Annotated in this window: 15 protein-coding genes; all 15 read right to left on the bottom strand. The window is 68.0% G+C overall.

All coding sequences use genetic code 11. The features are described from left to right. Positions 1 to 9 precede the first annotated feature (9 nt). A complete protein-coding gene (locus AC2YHA_RS07800; protein ID WP_487401023.1) occupies positions 10 to 1,227 on the bottom strand; it encodes an FtsW/RodA/SpoVE family cell cycle protein in 1,218 nt (405 codons plus the stop codon). Next, positions 1,224 to 2,558 carry a UDP-N-acetylmuramoyl-L-alanine--D-glutamate ligase gene (gene murD, locus AC2YHA_RS07805; RefSeq protein WP_487401024.1) on the bottom strand — a complete coding sequence of 445 codons (1,335 nt, stop codon included), beginning with the start codon at positions 2,556 to 2,558 and terminating at the stop codon, positions 1,224 to 1,226. Before murD ends, AC2YHA_RS07800 begins: the two co-directional genes overlap by 4 nt. Continuing rightward, positions 2,555 to 3,625, bottom strand: coding sequence for a phospho-N-acetylmuramoyl-pentapeptide-transferase (mraY, locus tag AC2YHA_RS07810; RefSeq protein WP_487401025.1), 1,071 nt, complete (start codon positions 3,623 to 3,625; stop codon positions 2,555 to 2,557). Before mraY ends, murD begins: the two co-directional genes overlap by 4 nt. Beyond that, positions 3,625 to 5,016: a UDP-N-acetylmuramoyl-tripeptide--D-alanyl-D-alanine ligase gene (locus AC2YHA_RS07815; RefSeq protein ID WP_487401026.1), complete on the bottom strand. Its 1,392-nt coding sequence runs from the start codon at positions 5,014 to 5,016 to the stop codon at positions 3,625 to 3,627. The genes mraY and AC2YHA_RS07815 overlap by 1 nt, the downstream gene beginning before the upstream one ends. After that, positions 5,013 to 6,428 carry a UDP-N-acetylmuramoyl-L-alanyl-D-glutamate--2,6-diaminopimelate ligase gene (locus tag AC2YHA_RS07820; protein WP_487401027.1) on the bottom strand — a complete coding sequence of 472 codons (1,416 nt, stop codon included), beginning with the start codon at positions 6,426 to 6,428 and terminating at the stop codon, positions 5,013 to 5,015. Before AC2YHA_RS07820 ends, AC2YHA_RS07815 begins: the two co-directional genes overlap by 4 nt. A 235-nt stretch (positions 6,429 to 6,663) precedes the next feature. Continuing rightward, positions 6,664 to 8,373, bottom strand: coding sequence for a peptidoglycan D,D-transpeptidase FtsI family protein (locus AC2YHA_RS07825; RefSeq protein ID WP_487401028.1), 1,710 nt, complete (start codon positions 8,371 to 8,373; stop codon positions 6,664 to 6,666). Next, the gene (locus tag AC2YHA_RS07830) at positions 8,370 to 8,951 is read right to left on the bottom strand and encodes a hypothetical protein (RefSeq protein ID WP_487401029.1); all 582 of its coding nucleotides are present in this window, start codon (positions 8,949 to 8,951) and stop codon (positions 8,370 to 8,372) included. Before AC2YHA_RS07830 ends, AC2YHA_RS07825 begins: the two co-directional genes overlap by 4 nt. Beyond that, entirely contained in the window at positions 8,951 to 9,901 is a 951-nt protein-coding gene (rsmH, locus tag AC2YHA_RS07835; RefSeq protein WP_487401030.1) for a 16S rRNA (cytosine(1402)-N(4))-methyltransferase RsmH, read from the bottom strand. Before rsmH ends, AC2YHA_RS07830 begins: the two co-directional genes overlap by 1 nt. Further along, positions 9,898 to 10,377, bottom strand: a complete 480-nt coding sequence (locus AC2YHA_RS07840; protein ID WP_487401031.1) for a division/cell wall cluster transcriptional repressor MraZ — start codon at positions 10,375 to 10,377, stop codon at positions 9,898 to 9,900. Before AC2YHA_RS07840 ends, rsmH begins: the two co-directional genes overlap by 4 nt. A gap of 462 nt (positions 10,378 to 10,839) precedes the next feature. After that, entirely contained in the window at positions 10,840 to 13,857 is a 3,018-nt protein-coding gene (locus AC2YHA_RS07845) for a TonB-dependent receptor plug domain-containing protein (RefSeq protein ID WP_487401032.1), read from the bottom strand. Between the two features lie 536 nt (positions 13,858 to 14,393). Then, the gene (locus AC2YHA_RS07850; RefSeq protein ID WP_487401033.1) at positions 14,394 to 17,435 is read right to left on the bottom strand and encodes a TonB-dependent receptor; all 3,042 of its coding nucleotides are present in this window, start codon (positions 17,433 to 17,435) and stop codon (positions 14,394 to 14,396) included. 249 nt (positions 17,436 to 17,684) lie between these two features. Then, complete coding sequence (locus AC2YHA_RS07855) at positions 17,685 to 18,407, bottom strand: inositol monophosphatase family protein (protein ID WP_487401034.1); 723 nt, start codon at positions 18,405 to 18,407, stop codon at positions 17,685 to 17,687. A 238-nt stretch (positions 18,408 to 18,645) separates the two neighbouring features. Beyond that, positions 18,646 to 20,559 (bottom strand): sulfate adenylyltransferase subunit CysN, encoded by a 1,914-nt coding sequence (gene cysN, locus AC2YHA_RS07860; RefSeq protein WP_487401035.1) that lies wholly within the window; start codon positions 20,557 to 20,559, stop codon positions 18,646 to 18,648. 154 nt (positions 20,560 to 20,713) lie between these two features. Next, the gene (gene cysD / locus AC2YHA_RS07865; RefSeq protein WP_233786047.1) at positions 20,714 to 21,613 is read right to left on the bottom strand and encodes a sulfate adenylyltransferase subunit CysD; all 900 of its coding nucleotides are present in this window, start codon (positions 21,611 to 21,613) and stop codon (positions 20,714 to 20,716) included. Positions 21,614 to 21,672: 59 nt separating this feature from the next. Continuing rightward, positions 21,673 to 22,716, bottom strand: coding sequence for a potassium channel family protein (locus AC2YHA_RS07870; protein WP_487401721.1), 1,044 nt, complete (start codon positions 22,714 to 22,716; stop codon positions 21,673 to 21,675). Positions 22,717 to 22,863: the final 147 nt, after the last annotated feature.

The raw sequence follows: 22,863 nt of genomic DNA on the forward strand, positions 1-22,863 counted from the left end.
CTCTTCCTGTCACCTCACGATATAGGGCGAGCGGGTCAGATACGGGTTGCGGCGGGTAAAGGCGAGCAGCAGTCCCATCCCCAGCGACAAGGCGATCATCGACGAGCCGCCGTAGCTGATGAAGGGCAGCGTCATGCCCTTCGACGGCAAGAGGCCGGTGTTGACGCCCATGTTGATCGTCGCCTGCACCCCGAACTGCGCGGCGAGGCCCGAGGCGGCGAGCAGGCGGAAGGCATCCTCCTCGTCGAGCAGCTTGACGAACACACGCACGACGATGGCGAGGAACAGGACGGCGATGATCGCGCAGGCGAGCAGGCCGAACTCCTCGCCCACCACCGAATAGATATAGTCGGTGTGCGCCTCGGGCAGCTTGAACTTGACGGTGCCGCCGCCGGGTCCGGTGCCGGTGACGCCGCCCGCGGTCAGCGTCGCATGGGCCATGTCGGTCTGGTAGTGATCTGTCCCGGCTCCCTCGCGGTCCGGGAACAGGAAGTTGTCGATCCTGAGGCGCGCGGTCGGATAGAAGAGATAGGCCGCAATGACGCCCATGAACCCGGCACCGAACAGCGCGCCGATCGCCTTGGGCGAGACGCCCGAGATCATCAGCAGGATCAGCCACACGCTGGAGAAGACGATGGTCTGGCCGAAATCGGGCTGGAGCATCAGCAGCGCCGCGACGACTGCGGTCAGCAGCCCGGTGACGACCAGCATCGGCAGCTGGGGATCGCGCGCGCGCAGCGACAGCAGCCAGGCGGTGGTGACGATGAACAGCGGCTTCAGGAACTCGGACGGCTGGAACTGGGCGATGCCGACGCCGATCCAGCGCCGCGCGCCGTTCACGGTCACGCCGATCACCGGCACCGCCATCAGCAGGACCAGGAAGATGATGGTTCCCGCGATCGCCATCCGCCGCGCGACCGTGATCGGCAACATCGACACGACCAGCAGCACCGGGATCGACACCGCGACCCAGGCGGTCTGGCGCCAGAAATAATACATCGGCGCGATCTGGTGCGCGCCCTCGGAATAACGGACGGCCGAGGCGGGGCTGGCGGCGGCGACCGCGACCAGGCCGATCGCGATCAGCAGGAAGACGAGGAACAGGAGCACGCGGTCGAGCTCCCAGAACCATATCGCGATCGGCCCCTGGTTGCCGCGGCCGAAACGCTGCTCCATGCGGCCGCGCAGGCCCTTGGGGGTCGCGGAGGGGCGAGCGGCGTCGGTCATGCCAGCGCCTCCACCGCGGCGCGAAAGGCGCGGCCGCGGTCCTCATAGTCCTTGAACTGGTCGAACGAGGCGCATGCGGGGGAGAGCAGCACCGTCTCCCCCTCCCCCGCCCGTGCGGCGGCCTGGGCCACGGCGGCGGCGAGCGTGCCGCTTTCCTCGACCGGCATGTGGGGGGCGAGCAGGCGGGCGAACATCGGCCCCGCCTCTCCGATCGTATAGGCGCGCGCGACATGGCCGAAGTAGGGGGCGCAGGCGTCGAGGTCGTCGGTCTTGGCCTGGCCGCCGAGGATCCAATGGATGCGGTCGAACGCGGCGAGCGCCGGGGCGGTCGAGGTCGGGTTGGTCGCCTTGCTGTCGTTGATGTAGGTGACGCCGTGCCGGACCGCGATCCGCTCCATGCGATGCGGCAGGCCCGGGAAGGTCTCCAGCCCCTTGTCGATGGCGGCATTGCCAATGCCGAGCGCCTCGCAGGCAGCGATCGCGGCGAGCGCGTTCTGGGCATTGTGCGGGCCCTGGAGGGCGGGCCAGCGCGATTGGTCCATGCACACGCCGGGGGCAATCTTGGTCACGCCCTCGGCGCGGCCGGCGCGCGAGACCTGGCGGGCGATCGCGGCGGAAGCCTCGTCGCCGATGCCGATCACCGCGGCATGGCCCGGCGACTGCATCGCGAACAGCCGCGCCTTGGACGCGGCATAAGCCTCGAAGCCGTCGTAACGGTCGAGATGATCGGGGGTGATGTTGAGCAGCACCGCGACATCGCAGTCGAGGCTGTGGGTGAGGTCGATCTGATAGCTCGACAGCTCGAGGACGTAGACGCCCCCTTCAGGTAGCGGCTCCTGCCCCAGGATCGGCAGGCCGATGTTGCCGCCGAGCCGCGCCGGCAGGCCGGCGGTCTCGCAGATGTGGTGGATGAGGGCGGTAGTGGTCGACTTGCCGTTGGTGCCGGTGATGCCGACGACACGGTGCTGCGGCAGCGACGGGCGCGCTTCGGCGAACAGCTCGATGTCGCCGATCAGCGGGAGACCATAGCGCGCAGCCTTCTCGGCAACCGGATGCCGATTGAGCGGCACGCCTGGCGAGACGACAACGGCTTCGAACCCCGTCAGGTCGAGAGCGAGCTCCCAATTCTTCAAGATGAAGCCTGGCTCGGCCTCATATTGCTCACGATCAGATTTCAGTTGTCCGACGAGACCGCGCGCAGTGTCTTGGTTCGAGTCCCATCCGACCACCTTGGCTCCGCTCGCCACCAGAGCGCGAACCGTCGCAGCGCCCGAGCGCGCCAGCCCCAGCACCGCATAGCGTCTGCCGCGCCAGGCCGGATTGGTGATCATCGCAGCTTCAGCGTCGACAGGCCGGCGAGCGCCAGCACCAGCGCGATGATCCAGAAGCGGATCACCACGGTCGGCTCGCTCCAGCCCATCTGCTCGAAATGATGGTGGATCGGCGCCATGCGGAACACGCGCTTGCCGGTGCGCTTGTAGAAGAACACCTGGATGATGACGCTGAGCGCCTCGACCACGAACAGGCCGCCGATGATGCCGAGCACGATCTCGTGGTGCGCGACCACCGCGATCGTGCCGAGCGCGCCGCCGAGCGCGAGGCTGCCGGTATCGCCCATGAACACCGCTGCCGGGGGCGCGTTGAACCAGAGGAAGGCGAGCCCTGCTCCTACGATCGCCCCGCAGAAGACGGCGAGATCGCCCGCCCCTGGCACGTGCGGGATGCCGAGGTAGACTGCGTATTTCGCATTGCCGGCGAGATAGGCGATGATCATGAAGGCGACGCAGGCGATGATCACCGGCATGGTCGCGAGGCCGTCGAGCCCGTCGGTCAGGTTCACCGCATTGCCGAACGCGACGATCGTGAACGCCCCGAACAGGATGTAGAAATAGCCGAGGTCGAGCGAGAAGCTCGAGAAGAACGGCACGTAGAGATGCGTGCCGTTGCCGCGGGTGATGAGCCACGCCGCGCCGCCCGCGATGATGAACTCGCCGAGCAGGCGGAGCTTGCCCGAGACGCCGGCGGTGCTCGCCTTCCTGACCTTGTCGTAATCGTCGAGGAAGCCGATCAGGCCGAAGCCCAGCGTCACGAACAGGCACGCCCAGACATAGGCGCTCGCGAGATCCATCCACAGGAAGATCGCGAGCGTCATCGCGGTCAGGATCATGAGCCCGCCCATCGTCGGCGTGCCGCGCTTGGCGAGGTGGCTCTGGGGTCCGTCGGTGCGGATCGGCTGGCCCTTGCCCTGGCGGATGCGCAGCCAGCCGATGAAGCGCGGGCCGATGATCAGGCCGAACAGCAGCGCCGTCGCCACGGCGCCGCCGGTGCGGAAGCTCAGGTAGCGCAGCAGGTTCAGGACTCCCGGGAAGCCCAGCTGCTCGGCGATCCAGTACAGCATCAGCCCCCTACCCCAACCGATTGCCTGGCCAACGCCGCGACGACCGCCGCCAGCCCGATTCCGTTCGATCCCTTGACGAGAACCGCGTCGCCCGGCGCCAGCACCGCCTGAAGGCGGTCGCGCGCGGCTGCGGCGTCGGGCACATGGACGAAATCGAGATGGCCCTCAAGGGCTTGCGCGAGCGGGGCCATCTCCTCGCCCACCAGGATGGCGTAGGAAAGCCCCGCTTCGTCGATCGGTCCGACCAGACCGGCATGGTAGGCGGCGCTCTGGTCGCCGAGCTCGCGCATCCCGCCGAGCACGGCGATGCGGCGGCCGGGCTCCCGGGCGAGCACCGCCAGCGTCGCGCGCATCGAGACGGGGTTGGCGTTGTAGCTCTCGTCGATCACCAGCGCGGTGCCGTCCTGCACCTCGACCAGCAGGCGCGCGCCGCGGCCGGGAAGGCCCGGTAGCTCGCCGAGCGCGAGGCCGGCGAGGCCGAGGTCGCCGCCCGCCGCATCGACCGCGGCGAGCACTGCCAATGCGTTGGAAACCCAGTGGTTTCCGGGATGGGCGACGGTGAAGCTGAGCTCGCGGTCCTCGCCGATCGCGGCGCTGACGAAGGTGCCGCCGTTCGCCGCCGGCATGGTCTCGATCGCGTGAACGTCGGCACCCTGGTCGAGGCCGAAGGTGACGATGCGGCCGGCATGGGGCTCGGCGGCGGCGATCAGGCGGTCGCGGTGGGGGCTGTCGTAGGGGACGATCGCGGTGCCGCCCGGTTCAAGACCCTGGAAAATCTCGCCTTTCGCGTCGGCGATAGCGCTTTCGTCGGGGAAGAAGGCGGTATGGGCGGGAGCGATGGCGGTGATGAGGGCGATGTGGGGACGGACGAGGCGGGTGAGCGCCGAGAGCTCGCCGGCGTGATTCATGCCCATCTCGAACACGCCGAAGCGGCTTGCCGCCGGCATCCGCGCGAGGCTGAGCGGCACGCCGGTGTGGTTGTTGTAGCTCTTGACCGAGCGGTGGACAAAGCCTTGATTCGCGCGGGAAAGTGCCTCCGCGAGCGCTTCCTTGGTGCCGGTCTTGCCGACCGAGCCGGTGACGCCGATCACCGTCGCCTGGGTGCGGGTGCGGGCGGCGCGGGCGAGCGATTCCATCGCCGCCATGGTGTCCGGCACCTGGACGGCGGGGTGGTCGGTCGGCTGGCTGACCAGCGCGCCGGTCGCGCCGGCGGCGATCGCCTTGTCCAGGTAGAGATGACCGTCGGTGGTCTCGCCCTTGAGGGCGATGAACAGGGAGCCGTTGGTCACTTCGCGAGAGTCGAATGTCACATGTCCACACGCGAAGCTACGGTTCGCGGTGCCGCCGGTTGCCCTTTCGATCTCGGCGGATGTCCACAGGGGAGCGCTCATGCCGCCACCTCGCGTGCGACAGTGACGTCGTCGAAGGGCAACACGAGGTCGCCGACGATCTGGCCCTGCTCGTGACCCTTGCCGGCGATGAGGACGATGTCCTCCGGCCCGGCCTCGGCGATGGCGTGGGCGATGGCGGCGCGGCGGTCGCCGATCTCGGTCGCGTTCGGCGCGCCCTTGAGGATCGCGGCGCGGATCGCGGCGGGATCCTCGCTGCGGGGATTGTCGTCGGTGACGATCAGGACGTCCGCGCGTGCGGCCGCCACCGCGCCCATCTCCTCGCGCTTGCCGGTGTCGCGGTCGCCGCCGGCGCCAAAGGCGACGATCAGGCGGCCCGCCGTATGCGGCTTGAGGGCGGCGATCGCCGCCTCGAGCGCGTCGGGAGTATGGGCATAGTCGACATAGACCGGCGCCCCAGCCTTGGTGATCACCGCGCGCTCCAGACGGCCGCGCACCGGCGCCAGGCGGGCGAGATTGGCGAGCGTCGTGGCGACATCGCCGCCGGTCGCGATCACCAGCGCCGCGGCGGTGAGCGCATTGGCGGCCTGATAGGCGCCGATCAGCGGCAGCGTGACCTTGTGCTCGCGCTCCTCCGCCGCGATCACCAGCGCCTGGCCGAGCAAGGTCGGATCGCGCGACACCAGCCGCAGCGTGTCGCCGTGCTCGCCGACCGTGACCAGCTTGAGCCCGCGCATCCGGGCGAGGTCGATCACCCGCTCGGAATGGGGATCGTCGACCCACACCACCGCCGTCCCGTCCGGATCGATCACCTCGGCGAACAGGCGCAGCTTGGCGGTGAAATAGGCGGCCATGTCGCCATGATAGTCGAGATGGTCGCGGCTGAGGTTGGTGAAGGCGCCGGCGCGGACCGGCAGCCCCTCGGTACGGTATTGCGATAGGCCGTGGCTCGACGCCTCGAAGGCGAGATGGGTCACGCCCTCGCGCGCCAGGCCCGCCACGTTGGAGAGGAAGGTGACGATGTCCGGCGTGGTGAGGCCGGTCGTCACGCGGTCGTCGGCGGTGGTGACGCCGAGCGTGCCGATCGAGGCGGCGTGGTAGCCCGCCATCCGCCACAGCTGCCGGGTGAGCTCGACGGTCGAGGTCTTGCCGTTGGTGCCGGTGACCGCGACCGCCGTCTCCGGGAAGGGCGCGAAGAACTTGGCCGCCAGCCGGGCGAAACGCTCGCGCGGATGGGTATCCGCGATGTGGAGCACGCCCTCGACCCGCGCCTCCGGCCGCGCGACCACGGCGATGGCGCCGCTCGCCACCGCCTGGGGGATGAAATCCTCGCCGTTGACGCGCGTGCCCTCGAATGCGCCGAACACGGTGCCCGGCGCGACCTTGCGGTGATCGATGGCGAAACCGGTCACGGCTGCGTCCTCGCCATTGCCGGTGAGCTGGCCGAGTTTCATTGCTGCCCTCTCCCCTTGATAGGGGAGAGGGTTACCGCAGCTTGGTGCGCCGGCGTAGCCGGGGCGCCTAGCGGAGGTTGGGAGAGGGGTAGAGCGAGGCGGAGCCTCGCGCGCTTGCTGCGCAAGCGCCCACCCCTCTCCCAGCTCCGACTAAGGCCTTGCTGCGCAAGACCTAAGTCTGCGCAACCCTCTCCCCTCCTTCGGAGGGGCGAGGGCAGAGAAAATTTCCCCAACCTCACTCGGCCAGCCCCGGGTCCTCGCCGGGCTTGTGCCAGATCAGCGGCTCCAGGTCCGACACGTCGACGTCGCGGTTCATGTCGGGCTGCACGCCGAGCAGCGGCCCCGCGCGCGTGATGAGACGGCTCACCACCGGCGCAGCGGTATAGGCGGCGGTGGTCAGGCCAAAGGATTCGGCATTGCCGATGGGCGAATCGAGCATTGCGATCACCACATAGCGCGGTGCGTCCATCGGGAAAGCCGCCGCGAACGTCGAAACGTTGACATGTTTCGAATAGCCGCCCGCTCCTGGCTTCTCCGCGGTGCCGGTCTTGCCGCCGACGCGGTAGCCGGGCGCCTCGCCCTTGCGGCCGGTGCCGTCGAGCACGATCAGGCGAAGCAGCTGGCGCATCCGCGCGCTGGTCGCCTCCGAGATGACGCGGCGGCCCTCGGGAGCATGGCCCGGCTCGACCTTGAGCAGCGTCGCCGGCCGCCAGATGCCGCCGTTGACCAGCGCGGCATAGGCGCTGGCGAGGTGGAGCGGCGTCACCGCGATGCCGTGACCGTAGGCGGTGGTCATCACCGTGGTGCGCGCCCAGAAGCGTGGCCACAGCGGATGCGCCTTCTCGATCTCGATATCGGGCGTCGTGTCGAAGCCGAGCTTGCGGAACATCGCCGACAGCCGCTCCTGCCCGAGCTCGTCGGCGATGCGCGCCGTCGCGATGTTGGACGAGTGGATCAGCGTCTCGGGAATGGTGAGCCAGCGCTTCTGCGCATGATCGTCGTGGATCTTGAAGCGGCCGACCTGGAGCGGCTGGGTCGCATCGTAGCGATGCGCCATCGAGGTGACGGTGCCGGTGTCGATCGCCGCTGCGACGGTGATCGGCTTGAACGCCGAGCCGAGCTCGTAGACGCTCTGCGTCACGTTGTTGAGCAGCGTGCCCTCCCCGCTGCGGACCTTGTTCGGGTTGAAGGTCGGCAGCGACGACATGGCGATGACCTCGCCGGTGTGGACGTCGAGGACGATGCCGGCCGCGCCCTTGGCCTGGAACGAGGTCATCGCCCGGCCGAGCTCGCTTTCGAGCGCGCCCTGCACGCGCAGGTCGAGCGACAGCGCGACCGGCTGCGACCGCAGCGCGCGGTTGGTGAGCCGCGCGTCGAGCGCCTTCTCCATGCCCCGCACGCCGCGCCGTTCGGCGTTGAGATAGCCGAGCGCCTGCGCCGCCAGCGCCGATTGCGGATAGAGCCGCTCCGGCTCGCGCGCGAAGGTGATACCGGGCTCGCCGAGCGCGTTCACCGCGGTCACCAGCTCGGGCATCGCGCGGTGGCGGATGTAGGTGAAGGGCGCCTTCAGCGTGAGCAGGCGGTAGTAATAGGACGGATCGCGCTCCGGCATCAACGCGGCGAGCTTCTGCGCCAGCTCGACCTTGTCGCCGATGATGTTGCCGGGCTGCACCCCGATCGACCAGGCGTCGATGGTGCGCGCGAGCGACGCGCCGTTGCGGTCGACGATGTCGCCGCGCAGCGGCACCAGCGCCGCGGCGGCGTCACGCGTGGTCGCGGGCTCCGCCGACAGCGCCAGCCAGCCGAGCCGGCCGACGATCAGGATCGTCGAGAAGACGAACAGCAGCATCAGGATCGTCAGGCGCAGATGCGCCACCGCGACCAGCGAATGCCGGCCGCCCTCCCGGCGGCGCTCGGCCGCAGCAGGAGCGACGAGGACGATCAACGCAACGCCGCCGTCTCGCTGCGGGCGCGCGCCACGACGTCGCCGAGGGTGGATTCGCTGATCAGCCGGTGGTCGAGCATCGCCACCGCCTGCGCGCGGCCGGTGGCGACCGCGCGCCTGACCTCGTTTGACGCGCCCTCGTTCGACGCGACCTCGACCGCGGCGGGGGCGGCGCGCGCCGGAGCCGGGGCGGCGGCCGGAGCCTCGACCGCGGCGGTCTGCGGCTGCGCCGCCTGGATGCCCGAGGGCACCACCAGCGAGGCATATTGCGGCGCCTGCCCGCCGCCGAGCGGCTGCAGCGAGGCGAGCGCGGTGTCGCTCGCCAGATATTGCTCGGGGCGCGGCGCGGTGAGCGCGAGCACCTCGCCGTTATAGCGCTCGAGCTGGGCGAGGCTGGCGCGCGTCTCGAACTCGGTCTCGAGGCTGCGGATGTCGCGCTTGGCCTGCACGATCGCGCGATCGACCGACTCGACGCGGCCGCGCTCCGAGGCGACCGCCGAAGTCACCATGTAGCATGCCGGCAGCACCGTCGCGATGCCGAGGACCCAGCCGAATCCCTTGAAGCTCATGGACGCCATTACTTGTCTCCCAGGGTACGCCACGGCGCGGCGGCGGTGCGCCGCGCCACCCGCAACGTCGCCGACCGCGCGCGCGGGTTACGCGCGATCTCGTTCTCGCTGGCGCGGACCGCCCGCGCCGGTGTCTCGAAGCTCGGATCGTTCGCCGCCTGGGCCGCCGGGCGGTGGCGCGATCCCGCGGGCTCGCCGCCGCTGCGCTCGCGCAGGAAGCGCTTGACCATGCGGTCCTCGAGGCTGTGGAAGGTCACCACCGCCAGCCGGCCGCCCGGCTTCAGCACGCGCTCGGCCGCCTCCAGCCCTTCGCTCAGCTCGTCGAGCTCGCGGTTCAGATGGATGCGGATCGCCTGGAAGGTGCGGGTCGCCGGATCCTTCTTGTCATGCGGCTTGTGGCCGAGCGCCTTGCGCACGACCTCGGCCAGCTCGCCGGTGCGCGTTATCGGACGCGCGGCGACGATCGCCTTCGCGACGCGTCGGGCACGCGGCTCCTCGCCGTAATGGTAGAGCACGTCGGCGATCTCGCCCTCGTCGGCGGTGTTGACGAAGTCCGCCGCGGTCATCCCCGAGCGGCTCATCCGCATGTCGAGCGGGCCATCGGCCTGGAAGGAGAAGCCGCGATCGGGCTGGTCGAGCTGCATCGACGAGACGCCGATATCCATCGTCACGCCGTCGACGGGGACGAGGCCGCGGGCGCTCAGCTCGCCCTCCATCGCGGAGAACGGCGCCTCGATCAGGATCAGCCGGCCATTCGCCTCGGCAGCGAGGGGTCGACCGCCTTCGATCGCGGTAGGGTCGCGATCGAAGGCGGCCACCTCGGCTCCCCGCTCGAGGAACGCGACCGTGTAGCCGCCCGCTCCGAAGGTCGCGTCGACGTGGCGCTCGCCGGGGGCGATGGCGAGCGCGTCGACGACCTCGTCGAGCAGGACGGGGATATGGGCGCGCGCGGCGGTCATCCGCGCGCCTTCCGGTTGGCCATCATGTGCGCGCAGCGGCCCTTGAGGCGGGGGCTCGCCTCGTCCGACGCGAGCAGCACATCGGGCGCCCAGATGTTGAAGGTGGGACCGGCACCGACGAAGAAGGCCCAGTCGGCGATCTTCGCCTCGTCCTTGAAGAACTCCGGCAGGATGAAGCGGCCGCTGGGGTCGAAGCTCGCGCGCTCGACGTCGCCGAACACCGCCTCGCGCTGGCGCTCGATCTCGCGGATGTCGACGCCTTCGTCGGCCATCTTGCGGAAGCGGCGCTCCTCGGACTGCGACCAGGCGGTGTCGTAGGCGCGCAGGCACGGCAGCGTCGGGTGGAAGCCGACGACGATGATCTTCGCCTGGGAGTTGCGGTCGATGGTCGAGCGGAAGTCTGCGGGGATGGCGACGCGACCCTTGGGGTCGACGGCCTGCAATCCCGCACCTTCGTAAAGTCCCGCCTCGTCCACTTTGCCGTTCCACGGACAAACGGCTCCCCGCCTCCGGAATCGGTTTCCCGAACCAGGATCGGCTCATGAAGGCGGGAGTCTGCCCCTCTGTTGCTTTGGTTACCAAAATTGGCTTGGGGCCGCAATGGTTTTAGCTGCCACAGACGGGGAAAATCTGCCTGAAACGGGGAAAAACGGCGATGTTTGTGGAATGTTCTTCATAAGAACATGGGATGTTCGATGGGTCCTGCGGCACGGCTTCTAGGTTGAATGGGCGGAGGAGATTTCGGAGAAACGGCAGATGGCCGTCATCCCGGCGAAAGCCGGGATCTCATGCGATGATCCGATCCGGCCTGAGATCCCGGCCTTCGCCGGGACGACGGATGGATCGAGGTATCCCGTACCCGCACGGGACGGCGCGCACGAAAATAGGGCGGCCCCTTGCGGGACCGCCCTACCCTCTCCCCAACCTTTTGGCCGTGGTTAGAACTTGAAGGTGGCGCCGGCGCGGAACTGGCGCCCGATCAGGCCGGCATAGTGCCAGCTCGTGAAGAAGTTCGGCGCGCTCGAATAGGCCGCCGGGGCGACCGGCGCGCGCGCGTCGAGCAGGTTCTTCACGTTGAAGTACAGGCTGAAGTTGTCGGCCACCCGCGCCGACATGTTGAGGTCAGTCGAGATGAAGCTGTTGACGTAGCAGAACTTCTCGCCGGTGGTGTCGCCCGCCGCCTTGTAGAGCGCCGCCGAGCAGTCGGTCGACAGGTTGCCCTGGTCGGTCGCCACCGCCTTGATCTTGCCGACATAATAGGCGGTCAGGCTGATCGAGTAGGGTCCGACCTCGAGCGTGTTCTGCCAGTTGCCGCGCCAATCCGGCGTGCCGTTGCCCGACGACAGGTCGTAGGGCCCCATGGTGCCGGCATAATGCTGCACGCCCGCGCTGGTGTGGAGGTCGTATTTGAAGACGTGCGTCACCTCGACCCGGCTGGTGAAGGTGGCGTCGCCGCCGAGCGGGATCGTCGCGGTCGCGGCGAGATCGAGGCCCGAGGTCATCGCGTAGTTGGCGTTCACATAGGGCACGTTGATGATCAGCACACGCGGCAGGGCGTTCGGATAGAGCGGATCGACCGCATCGACCGTGTTGACCGAATAGCCCGGCCCGATCGCCGCCACCGCCGCCTGCGCCGCGGCGAGGTTAGGCGCGCTGAAATAGGCGTTGACCGCATCGCCGATCTGCGGGCCGGCGATGATCAGGTCCTTCTTCTTGACGTTGTAATAGTCGGCGGTGAGGCTCAGCCACTTGACCGGCTGGAAGATCACGCCGGCGGTGAAGCTGCGCGAGGTTTCCGGCTTGAGATCCGGGTTGCCGGCGACGCCGCGGCCCAGCGAATAGGGCAGGTTATAGGGGTTGCCGCCCGAGACGCAGGCATTCTGCGCTCCCGCCGAACCGCCGTGCTGGGCGCAGAAATTGCCCGGCGGGGAGGTGGTGACGAAGCCGGCATATTGGCTGCGCGGGCCGGACTCGGCGAAGGTCGGCGCGCGGAAGCCCTCCGAATAGGTGCCGCGCAGCGCCAGCTCGGGGATCGGCGTGAACTTGACGCCGACCTTGGGCGAGAAATGGTCGAACCCTTCCGAATAATGGTCGTAGCGGCCGGAAAGGTTGAGCTCGACCTGCTTCAGGACCGGCGCGTCGATCTCGAAATAGGCGGCCGAGACCGTGTGCTTGCCGAACGCCGACGCGGTGGTGAGGCCGTAGGTGTCGAGCGCGGCGTTCTGATTGTTGTTCTCGAGCTCCTCGTGACGGACCTGGCCGCCGACGGCGAGCTGGAGCGGGCCGCCGGGCAGGTCGAACAGCTTCTTGGCGACCGAGGCGTCGAGGCCGTACATCTCCGAATGCGACGGCGTGGTCTTGTCCGGAGCGAGCGTCTGGCGGAGCTCGTCGCTGTTCGCCGACGGGTTCACGAAGTTATACGAGCCGGTGTTGATCGCCTGGCGCAGCGCCGCGATGTTGAGCAGGCCGTGCTGGGTGATGTGGAGGTTGTCGCGGGCATAGGCGCCCTCGACCCGCCAGTCCCAGCCGCCCTCGAAGCTGCCGGTGAGGCCACCGGTGAAGCGGTAGACCTCGTTGCGGCGGTCGCTGCCGGCGGGGATGTCGCCGAACAGGTAGTAGATGCGCGCCGCACCCTCTGCCGGCCGGTCGGCATAGGCGGCGGCATAGGGATTGTTCGGGTTGAGCTGGCGACCCGGCGTGGCGGGGTCCGCGCAGTTGTTGCCCGACGGGCAGATCCAGACCGGCAGCACGATGCCGGGATTGCTTGACGCCACGCTCGGCGCGGCGCCGAACGGCTGCGTCTGGCGGACCGCCGAGGGGAAGGCGCTGGTGATGCTGACGTCGCTGCGGCTGTAGCTGCCGGTGACATAGGCCTCGATATCGTCGGAGACCCGCACGCTGACGCGGCCGTTGATCGACCAGCGTTCCTGCAGCGGCTGGATCTGGCGGTACATGTCCTCGAGATTGTATTTGCAGCCGGTGCCGCGCGCCGATCCCGTGGTCACGGTGAAGGTGCCGGTGGTGCAATTCTGCAGCCCGAGCGCAAGATACTGGTTGGTCGCCGGCGACCCCGCCGCGCCGCTCAACGGATTGTTGAGATCGGTCTGGCCGACGCGGGTGACATAGGCGGTCGGCGTGTTGACCGTCAGCGACTGATCGGCGGAGTTGCCGTCGTTGCCGCCAATCGGCGTCAGGTCACGGGTGTTGTAAGGGAAACCGCGGCTGTGGTTGGAGACGCGGCCGTCGCGCTGATATTCGCCGTTGATGTAGACGTTGAAGCCGTTCGCGTCATAGTCGCCGTAGCCCAGCGTCAGGTTGGCGCGCTGGTGGCCCGCATCGCCGCGCTCGGCGACGCCGGCCTCGACCAGGCCGTCGACCCCGGTGAAATGCTTCTTGAGGATGAGGTTGACCACGCCGCCGATCGCGTCGGCACCGTAGGTCGAGGAGGCGCCGTCCTTCAGCACCTCGACCCGCTCGACCAGGCTGAATGGGATCGAGTTCAGGTCGACATAGGCGTTGTGGCCGTCGTCGTTGATCGGGAAGTTGGTCGAACGCAGGCCATCGACCAGCACCAGCGTCGACGACACGCCGAGGCCGCGCAGCGAGACGGCCGAGCCGCCGGCCGAGAAGCCGGTCTGGAAGCCGGTGCCGATCGAGCCGGCGCTGTCGGCCGAGATCGAGCGGATCGCTTCGGCGATGCTGGTGATGCCGGCCTTGGCGAGGTTGTCCGAGGTCAGCACGGTGACCGGCGACGGCGTCTCGGTATCGGTGCGGCGGAACAGCGAACCGGTGACGACGATGTCCTCACCCGTCCCCTGCCCTTCGGCCGTCTGGGAATCCTGCGTCGCTGCCTGATTCGAGGACCCGGCGTCCTGAGCAAACGCAGGCGTGGTGAAAGCGGCAACGGAAATTAACAGAGTCGTCGCCAGCAGGCGACGGCGCAGCGTATAGGTCATGATGTAATCCCCCCGATTACGCGAATGAGACGGGTCTGCGGCCCGATAGCTTATCGTCGAGGGTTTCCGACCGCCGTTCAATACAAAATGACAGATTTGAGAAAAGGAACGGCAACACTGTTGCATGTAAATCACGGTAAAAATAGCATGCGAACAATTATTACCGCTAGCTTGCGACCCTTATTTCGGGCGCGTCCCGGTGACGGCGCGGAGCCATTGCTCAAGAGAGTGTCCAACCACGCCCCGCGATCCGCCGGCAACTAGGATCTTGTCCAGAATGAAGCAGTGCCAGTGCTCCTGCGAAAGCAGGAGCTCAGGCCGCAGGCGATGTCCCGTGATCCAGGGCTCCTGCTTTCGCAGGAGCACGATTCCCGGACCAGCATTCAGCAAACAAGGTTTCCCCCCTTCGGGGGCTTAAATGGACGCGGCACGCCTGAACGTCGACCCGCTCCAGTTCCAGTTTCCGCTGGCCGCCGCAGCGAACAGAAAGGGCGGCCCCGAAGGGCCGCCCTCCTGATTCGGCAAGCGGATAAGCGTCAGAACTTGAAGCTGGCGCCCGCCCGGAACACGCGGCCGATGACGCCGGCATAATGCCAGGTCGGCAGGTAGTTGGTGCCCGAATAGGACGCCGCCGCCAGCGGTGCCCGCTCGTTGGTGACGTTGTTGACGGTGCCGAAGAAGGTGAAGTTGTCGTTCACCTTATAGGCCAGGTTCAGATCGGCGTAGATGAAGCGCTTGATATGGCACTGGCCCGGATAGAGCTCGGCATTCTCGCACGACAGGTCGATGTTGCCGTCGTCGTCGGGGCTCACCTCATCGGCGGCAACCGCTTTGATCTTCGACACATAATAGGTCGTCGCAGTCACGGAGAAGTCGCCGATCTCGAGCGTGTTCTGCCAGTTGCCGCGCCACTTCGGCGTGCCGGCGCCCGACGACAGCTCATACGGCCCCAGCGTTCCGACGTACTTGCGGATCACGCCATCGCCGAAATCGACGTTGAACTTGAGGATCGCCGTGACGTCGAGGCGGCTCGTGAACTTCACCGTATCGCTGAACGGCACCGTAGCGGTGGCCGAGAAGTCGACACCCTCGGTCTTGAAGTAGCCGGCGTTGACGTACGGCGCGTTGATCACGAGCACACGCGGCAGAGCATTCGGGAACAGCGGGTCGATCGCGTCGACGGCGCCGACCGAATAGCCCGGCAGCGACGCCACCGCGGCCTGCGCCTCGGCGAGACTATTCGACGAGAAATAGAGGTCGCGCGCCCGGCCGAGATCCGGTCCGGCGACGATCACGTCCTTCTTCTTCACGTTATAATAGTCGACAGTGAGGCTCAGCCAGCGGGTCGGCTGGGCGATCAAGCCTGCAGTGAAGCTGCGCGACGTTTCAGGCTTCAGATCGGGATTACCCTGGAAACCGCCGCCGACGGCATAGCGCTGGTTATAAGGATTGGTGGACGTGCAAGTGCCGTTCGGACCCGGCGTAGCGCCATGCTGTAGTTGGAAACTGCATGGCGGCGTCAGGTTGACGAAGCCGGGGAAGCTCGACCGCGGATTGCTTTCCGCGAAGGTCGGCGCGCGGAAGCCCTCCGAATAAGTGCCGCGCAACGCGATCTGGCGGATCGGCGTGAACTTGAAGCCAACCTTCGGCGAGAAGTGATCGAATCCTTCCGAATAATGGTCGTAGCGGCCCGAGGCGGTAACCTCGAGCTGCTCGAGGATCGGCGCGCTGAGCTCGAAATAGGCGGCCGACACCGTGTGCTTGCCGAACGCGGCCGCCGTGTTGCCGTAGTTCTCGAGATCCGGGTTGATGCCGGGATTGTTCAGCGTCTCGCGGCGCACCTGCCCGCCGATGGCAAGCTGCAGGGGGCCGCCCGGCAGCTGCATCAGCGATTTCGCGATCGAGGCGTCCAGCGATGCCATCGAGGTATAGGCGCGCGATACGACCTCCGGCGCGATCATCTGGCGTACGGCGTCGGTATTCTGGCTGGGATCGACGAAATTGTATGCGCCGGTGTTGATCGCCTGCCGGAGCCCCGCAATGTTGATCACGCCGAAGGAGTTCTGGCGGTAGTTGTCGCGGGCGCCGACCGCCTCGACCCGCCAATTCCAATCGTCGCCGAATTGCCCGTTCAAACCGATGGCGCCACGGATCACTTCATTGTTGCGGTGCGATTGGGCCAGGATATCGCCGAAGCGGTAGTAAATGCGCGCCGCACCATTAGCCGGATCATTGGCGAAAGCGGCCGCATAGGGATTGTTCGGATTGAGCTGGCGACCCGCCGTCGCGGGATTGGCGCAATCCACGCCCGACGGACAGATCCAGACCGGCAGCACGACGCCGGGGTTGTTCGATGCGACCGTCGGCGGCGCACCATAAGGCTGGCGCTGGCGGACCGAGGGCGGCAGGCCCATGATATCGACCTCGCTCTGGGCATAGCTTCCGAGAGCATAGGCTTCGATATTGTCGCTGAGGCGGAGGCTCAGGCGGCCGGTAAAGCTGAAGCGTTCCTGCTTCGGCTGAACCTGGGAATACTCATAAGTCGTATCATGACGGCAGCCGGTGCCGCCGCTCGCCCCCGCAACGGTGAAGGTGCCGTTCGTGCAGCTGCCGAGATTGAGCGTGGTATATTGCCCCGTCTCGGTCGTGCCGCCGGTGAACGGATCGTTCAGGTTGGTCTGGGTGGTCCGGCGCACCACTGCGCTGACCGTTCCGTTGGCTCCGGTGCCGGTCAGCGAGCTGTCGTCGGCGTTGTTGTCGCTGAGCCCGATCGAGCTCAGGTCGGTCGTATTGAACGGAAAGCCGACGTCCTGCACCGAGACGCGGCCGTCGCGCTGATATTCGCCGTTGATGTAGAAGTTCCAGCCGGCGGCATCATAGTCGCCGATGCCGGCGGTCAGGTTGGCGCGGTAGCGCGAGGCATAGCCGTCCTCGCCGACGCCCGCCTCGACCGTGCCGGCGACGCCGGTGAACTGCTTCTTCATGATGACGTTGACCACGCCGCCGATCGCGTCGGCGCCATAGGTCGACGAGGCGCCGTCCTTCAGCACCTCGACCCGCTCGACCGCGCTGAACGGGATCGAGTTGAGATCGGTATAAGCGTTGTGGCCGTCGTCGTTGAGCGGAAAGTTGGTCGAGCGCAGGCCGTCGATCAGCACCAGCGTCGACGACACGCCGAGGCCGCGCAGCGATACCGCCTGGCCGCCCGCGGAGAAGCCGCCCTGGAAGCCCGTCGAGATCGAGCCGGCGCTGTCGGCGGAGACCGAACGAATCGCGTCGGCGATGTTGGTGACGCCCGCCTTGGCGAGATTGTCCGAGGTGAGCACGGTGACGGGCGAAGCCGTCTCGGTATCGGTGCGGCGGAACAGCGTCCCGGTGACGATGATGTCGTTGCCGGTGCCCTGCGTGTCGGGCGTGGTCGCATCGCTCTGTTGCTGGGCGATATCGGCAGCGGCTGGCGTCTGCGGCTGGCCTGACTGCGCGGGCTGGGCATCCTGTGCGAAGGCCGGTGAAGCAAGGGCACTCGTCGAGATCAGCAACGTGGTGGCCAAGAGATGACGACGCAATATTCTGGTCATGCGAACCCCCATTTGATGCGGGCGAGCGATATCGCTGCCGGACCGATGGAGGCGCCATGGTCAATTCTTAACAGTCAGCGTTCAACACAAAGTTTCCAAAGCACGAAGTTTTGTTTCGCAACTGTTGCTTATTAACCACAATCAGTTTCAGATATGGCTTTGTCGGTATACGGTGTGCGCGGGTTTGGAGAGTGTGGCGGCCACTTCCGGCGGTATATGGTCGAGATGAAGTGCCGCTCGGTGCGGGTGTCAGCCGCGGACCAATCTCAGCACCGGTTCGGCAAGCTCCGGCCGGCAGATCAGCAAATCCGGTAAATAGGTGTCGACGCAATTGTAGACGAGCGGGCTGCCGTCCAATCGCGACACATGGAGCCCCGCCGCCAGCGCCACCGCGGCCGGGGCGCAATTGTCCCAGACATATTGGCCGCCGGAGTGGAGGTAGATGTCCGCCTCCCCCAGCACCACCGCCATCGCCTTGGCGCCGGCCGAGCCCATCGGCACCAGCTCGGCACCGATCGCGGCGGCGATGCCGGGGCATTCGTGCGGCGCGCGCGAGCGGCTGACGACCATGCGCGGCGGATGGTGGAGCGGCGCGGGCGGCGGCGGGGCGTCGGTCGCGATCACCAGACCGCGGGCGGGGAGCGCCACCGCGCCGGCTGCGGGCGCGCCGTCGATGCTGAGGCCGATGTGGACCGCCCAGTCGTCGCGGCCTTCCGCATATTCCGCGGTTCCGTCGAGCGGGTCGACCACCCACAGGCGCGAGGCGGCGCAGCGGGCGGGGTCGTCGGCCGCTTCCTCCGACAGCACGAAGTCGTCGGGCCGGGCGGCGGCGAGGCGGGCGGCGATCAGCGCCTGCGCCTCGCGGTCGCCGGCGTCGCCGAGCGCACGGCCGGGCGCGCGGCCCCGGCGCAGCTCGAGCAGCAGCGTGCCGGCTTCCCCGGCGATGGCGTGGGCGAGTTCGGCGTCGGTCATTGTTGGAGTCCTGTCGCAAAGCTCCTCCCCGGCACGGGGAGGGGGACCGCGCCGCGCAGCGGCGCGGTGGAGGGGGCCCTCGGCACCGGAATCCGTTGCAACTGGGCCCCCTCCACCCCCGGCCTGCGGCCGGCGTTGCGGCGAGATCGTGTCCCCCGGACACGATCTTGGCTTGCCGGGGGCAAGCCAAAGCCGCAACGCCCCCTCCCCGTGCCGGGGAGGAGCTTTGCGGCGGGGCTCATATCACCGGCGTCCAGGCGCCGATCACGCGGTCGACGATCAGCTCGGCGGCTTCCTCGGGCGACATGCTGGTGGTGTCGATGCGGATGTCGGGGTGCTCGGGCGGCTCATAGGGGCTGGAGATGCCGGTGAAGTTGGCGATCTCCCCTGCCCTCGCCTTGGCGTAGAGGCCCTTGGTGTCGCGCGCCTCCGCCACCTCCAGCGGGGTGTCGACGAAGATCTCGACGAACTCGCCCTCGGGCATGAGGCCGCGCACCAGCTCGCGCTCGGCGCGGAACGGCGAGATGAAGGCGGTGAGGACGATGAGGCCGGCGTCGGTCATGAGGCGCGCGACCTCGCCCACCCGGCGGATGTTCTCGACGCGGTCGGCGTCGGAGAAGCCGAGGTCGCGGTTGAGGCCGTGGCGGATATTGTCGCCGTCGAGCAGGAAGCTGTGCTTGCCGAGCATGTGCAGCCGCTTCTCGACCAGATTGGCGATGGTCGATTTGCCCGAGCCGGAGAGGCCGGTGAACCACAGGAGGCGCGGCGTCTGGTGCTTCTGGGCGGCGTGCGCCTCGCGGGTGATCTCGATCGCCTGCCAATGGACGTTGCGGCTGCGGCGCAGCGCGCGGGTGATCATGCCGGCGGCGACGGTCTTGTTGGTGAGCTTGTCGACCAGGATGAAACCGCCAAGGTCGCGGCTTTCGGCATAGGGCGCGAAGGGGATCGGGCGGTCGAGGTGGATCTCGACGACGCCGATGTCGTTGAGGCCGAGCGTCCTGGCGGGCAGCTCGGCGAGGGTGTTGACGTCGATCGCGTGGTCGGGCTCGCGGACGCTGGCGGTGGCCGAGGTCGCGCCCGACTTCAGCCAATAGCCGCGGCCGGGCTGGAGCGGCTCGTCGTCCATCCAGACGAGCGTGGTCGCGAACTGGTCGGCGACCTCGGGCGGGCTGTCGGCGGCGGCGATGACGTCGCCACGCGAGCAGTCGATCTCGTCGGTGAGGGTCAGCGTGACCGACTGGCCGGCGACCGCCTCTTCGAGGTCGCCGTCGAGGGTGACGATGCGTTCGATGTGCGAGACGCGGCCGGAGGGGACGGTGCGGATACGGTCGCCCGGGCGGACGGTGCCGGCGGTGATCAGGCCGGAGAAGCCGCGGAAGTCGAGGTTGGGCCGGTTGACCCATTGCACCGGCATCGCGAACGGCTTGGCGGCGTCGCCGTCGGCGTCGATCTCGACCGTCTCGAGATGCTCGATCAGCGTCGGGCCCTGATACCAGGGCGTATGTTCCGAGCGCGCGGCGATGTTGTCGCCGCCGAGCGCGGCCATCGGGATCGCCACCGCCTCCGCCATGCCGATCGAGCGGCCGAAGGCGGCAAAATCGGCGACGATGCGGTCATAAGCCGCGCGGTCCCAGCCGATCAGGTCCATCTTGTTCACCGCCAGCACGATGCGGCGAATGCCGAGCAGGTTGACGAGGAAGCCGTGACGCCGCGTCTGGGTGAGGACGCCCTTGCGCGCGTCGACCAGGATCACCGCGAGGTCGGCGGCCGAGGCGCCGGTGACCATGTTGCGTGTGTACTGCTCATGCCCCGGCGTGTCGGCGACGATGAACTTGCGGCGCTGGGTCGCGAAGAAGCGATAGGCGACGTCGATGGTGATGCCCTGCTCGCGCTCGGCGGAGAGGCCGTCGACCAGCAGGGCGAAGTCGAGGTTCTGGCCCTGGGTGCCGACGCGCCGCGAGTCCGCCTCGAGCTGGGAGAGCTGGTCGTCGAACACGGTGCGTGCATCGTAGAGCATCCGACCGATCAGCGTCGACTTGCCGTCGTCGACCGAGCCGCAGGTGAGGAAGCGCAGCAGCGACTTGTTCGCCTGTTCGGCGAGGTAGGCGTCGATGTCGGCCGCGATGAGGGCGTCGGGTTGGTAGTGGTTCACAAGCTCCTCCCCGGCACGGGGAGGGGGACCGCGCCGCGCAGCGGTGTGGTGGAGGGGGAGCGCCACGAGGACGACGCCGGGAGGAGAGCCCCCTCCGTCAGCGCTGCGCGCTGCCACCTCCCCGTCCCGGGGAGGATCTGAGTCACGCCTCCCATCAGAAATAGCCCTCCACTTTCTTCTTCTCCATGCTCGCCGCCGCGTCATGGTCGATCGCACGGCCCTGACGTTCGCTGGTGGTGGTGAGCAGCATCTCCTGCACGACCTCGGACAGGGTGGCGGCGTTGCTCTCGACCGCGCCGGTCAGCGGATAGCAGCCGAGCGTGCGGAAGCGGATCGAGCGTTCCACCGGCACCTCGCCGGGCGCCAGGCGGAAACGGTCGTCGTCGACCATCAGGATCAGGCCGTCGCGCTCCACCGTCGGGCGCGGTGCGGCGAAGTAGAGCGGGACGATCTCGATCCCCTCGCGGGCGATGTACTGCCAGATGTCGAGCTCGGTCCAGTTGGAGAGGGGGAAGACGCGGATGCTCTCCCCCTTCGCCTTGCGGGCGTTGTAGAGGCGCCAGAGCTCCGGGCGCTGGGCCTTGGGATCCCAGCGGTGCTGCGCGGTGCGGAAGCTGAACACGCGTTCCTTGGCGCGGCTCTTCTCCTCGTCGCGCCGGGCGCCGCCGAACGCGGCGTCGAAGCGATAATGGTCGAGCGCCTGCTTGAGCCCTTCCGTCTTCCACAGGTCGGTGTGGAGGCTGCCGTGGTCGAACGGGTTGATCCCCCGCGCCTCGGCCTCGGGGTTCTTCCACACCAACAGCTCCATGCCCGCGGCGGCGGCGGCGCGGTCGCGCAGCTCGTACATCGCGCGGAACTTCCAGGTGGTGTCGACGTGGAGCAGCGGGAACGGCGGCGGTGCCGGGAAGAACGCCTTGCGTGCGAGGTGCAGCATCACCGCCGAATCCTTGCCGATCGAATAGAGCATCACCGGACGCTCAGCCTCGGCGGCGACTTCGCGCAGGATGTGGATCGATTCGGCTTCGAGGCGGTCGAGATGGGTCAGATGCGGCATTGCCAGCGCTATCTAGGCGGCAGCGCCGAAAAATCGCGCAAACAATTGTTGCACCGGCCCTAAGCCTGCCTCTCCCGCGGTGTACCGGGAACGATCTCGACGATCTGGTCGCCGGCCGCGAGCGCGCGCGCCTCGGCGTCCCAGAAGCCGAACACGCTGTCCCCACGATAGATGCGCACGCCGAGCCCGGTCTCGATGGCGGCGAGCGGGCGGCCGACCTCCGCCGGCGCCACCGCACGTTCGCGCAGCGCGACGCGCCCGTGCGCGGCGGCGAGGTCGGCGAGATAATCGGCGATATGGGGGCCGTGCGTCGATCCGGCGAGCAGCAGGCCGGCGAAGCTGGCGGGGTTGATGACGGTGTCGGCGCCGGCCTGGCGGGCGAGCGGCTCATTGTCCTCGGAGCGGATCACCACGCTGATCGGCACGTTGGGCGCGATGCGGCGGGCGGTCAGCACGATCAAGATCGAGGTGTCGTCGCGGCCGGCCGAGACGATCAGCGCACTGGCGCGGTCGAGCTTCACCGCCTCCAGCGCGGCGTTGCGGGTGGCGTCGCCGTCGATCACCGCGACGCCGCGTTCCTCCGCCTCGGCGAGCGCGGCGTCGCGCTCCTCGATCACCACGATCCGCTTCGGATCGGTGCCGCGGCGGATCAGCTCGTTCACCGCCTCCGATCCGCTGGTGCCATAGCCGGCGACGACGACGTGGCCGTGCAGGTTCCGCTGGATGATGCTCATCCGCCATCGCTCCCAAACGCGCTTGAGCAGGAAATCATAGGCCGTGCCGAGAAAGATCAGCCAGACGAACAGCCGGATCGGCGTGACCACGAAGGTGTCGAACAGCCGCGACTGCGGGGTGACAGGCACGATGTCGCCGTAGCCGACCGTCGTGACGGTGATCATCGTGAAGTAGAGCACGTCGACGAAGCTGACGTGGCCGTCGAGATTGTCGCGCAGGCCGTCGCGGTCGAACCAGTGGACCGCGAGCGCGATGCCGATCAGCCCGAACGCCAACGCGATGCGCCACAGCAGCGAGAGCCAGACGGGCGTGCCGCTCTTGCGCCTGAGGCGCAGCGATCGGTCGCGGATGGTGACGGTCCCCGGCATCGGCACGGGTGGATACTAGCGCCTGTCCGCGCGGGAGGGAATCTCGCAGCTACTGTCCCTCTCCCATTGGGAGAGGGAAGGAGCCGCCGAAGACGGCGGGAGGGTGAGGGTGACTGCGGCCAGCGTGGTCGCCCTCACCCTCCCACC

The sequence above is a fragment of the Sphingomonas sp. SRI_018 genome (assembly GCF_057586275.1).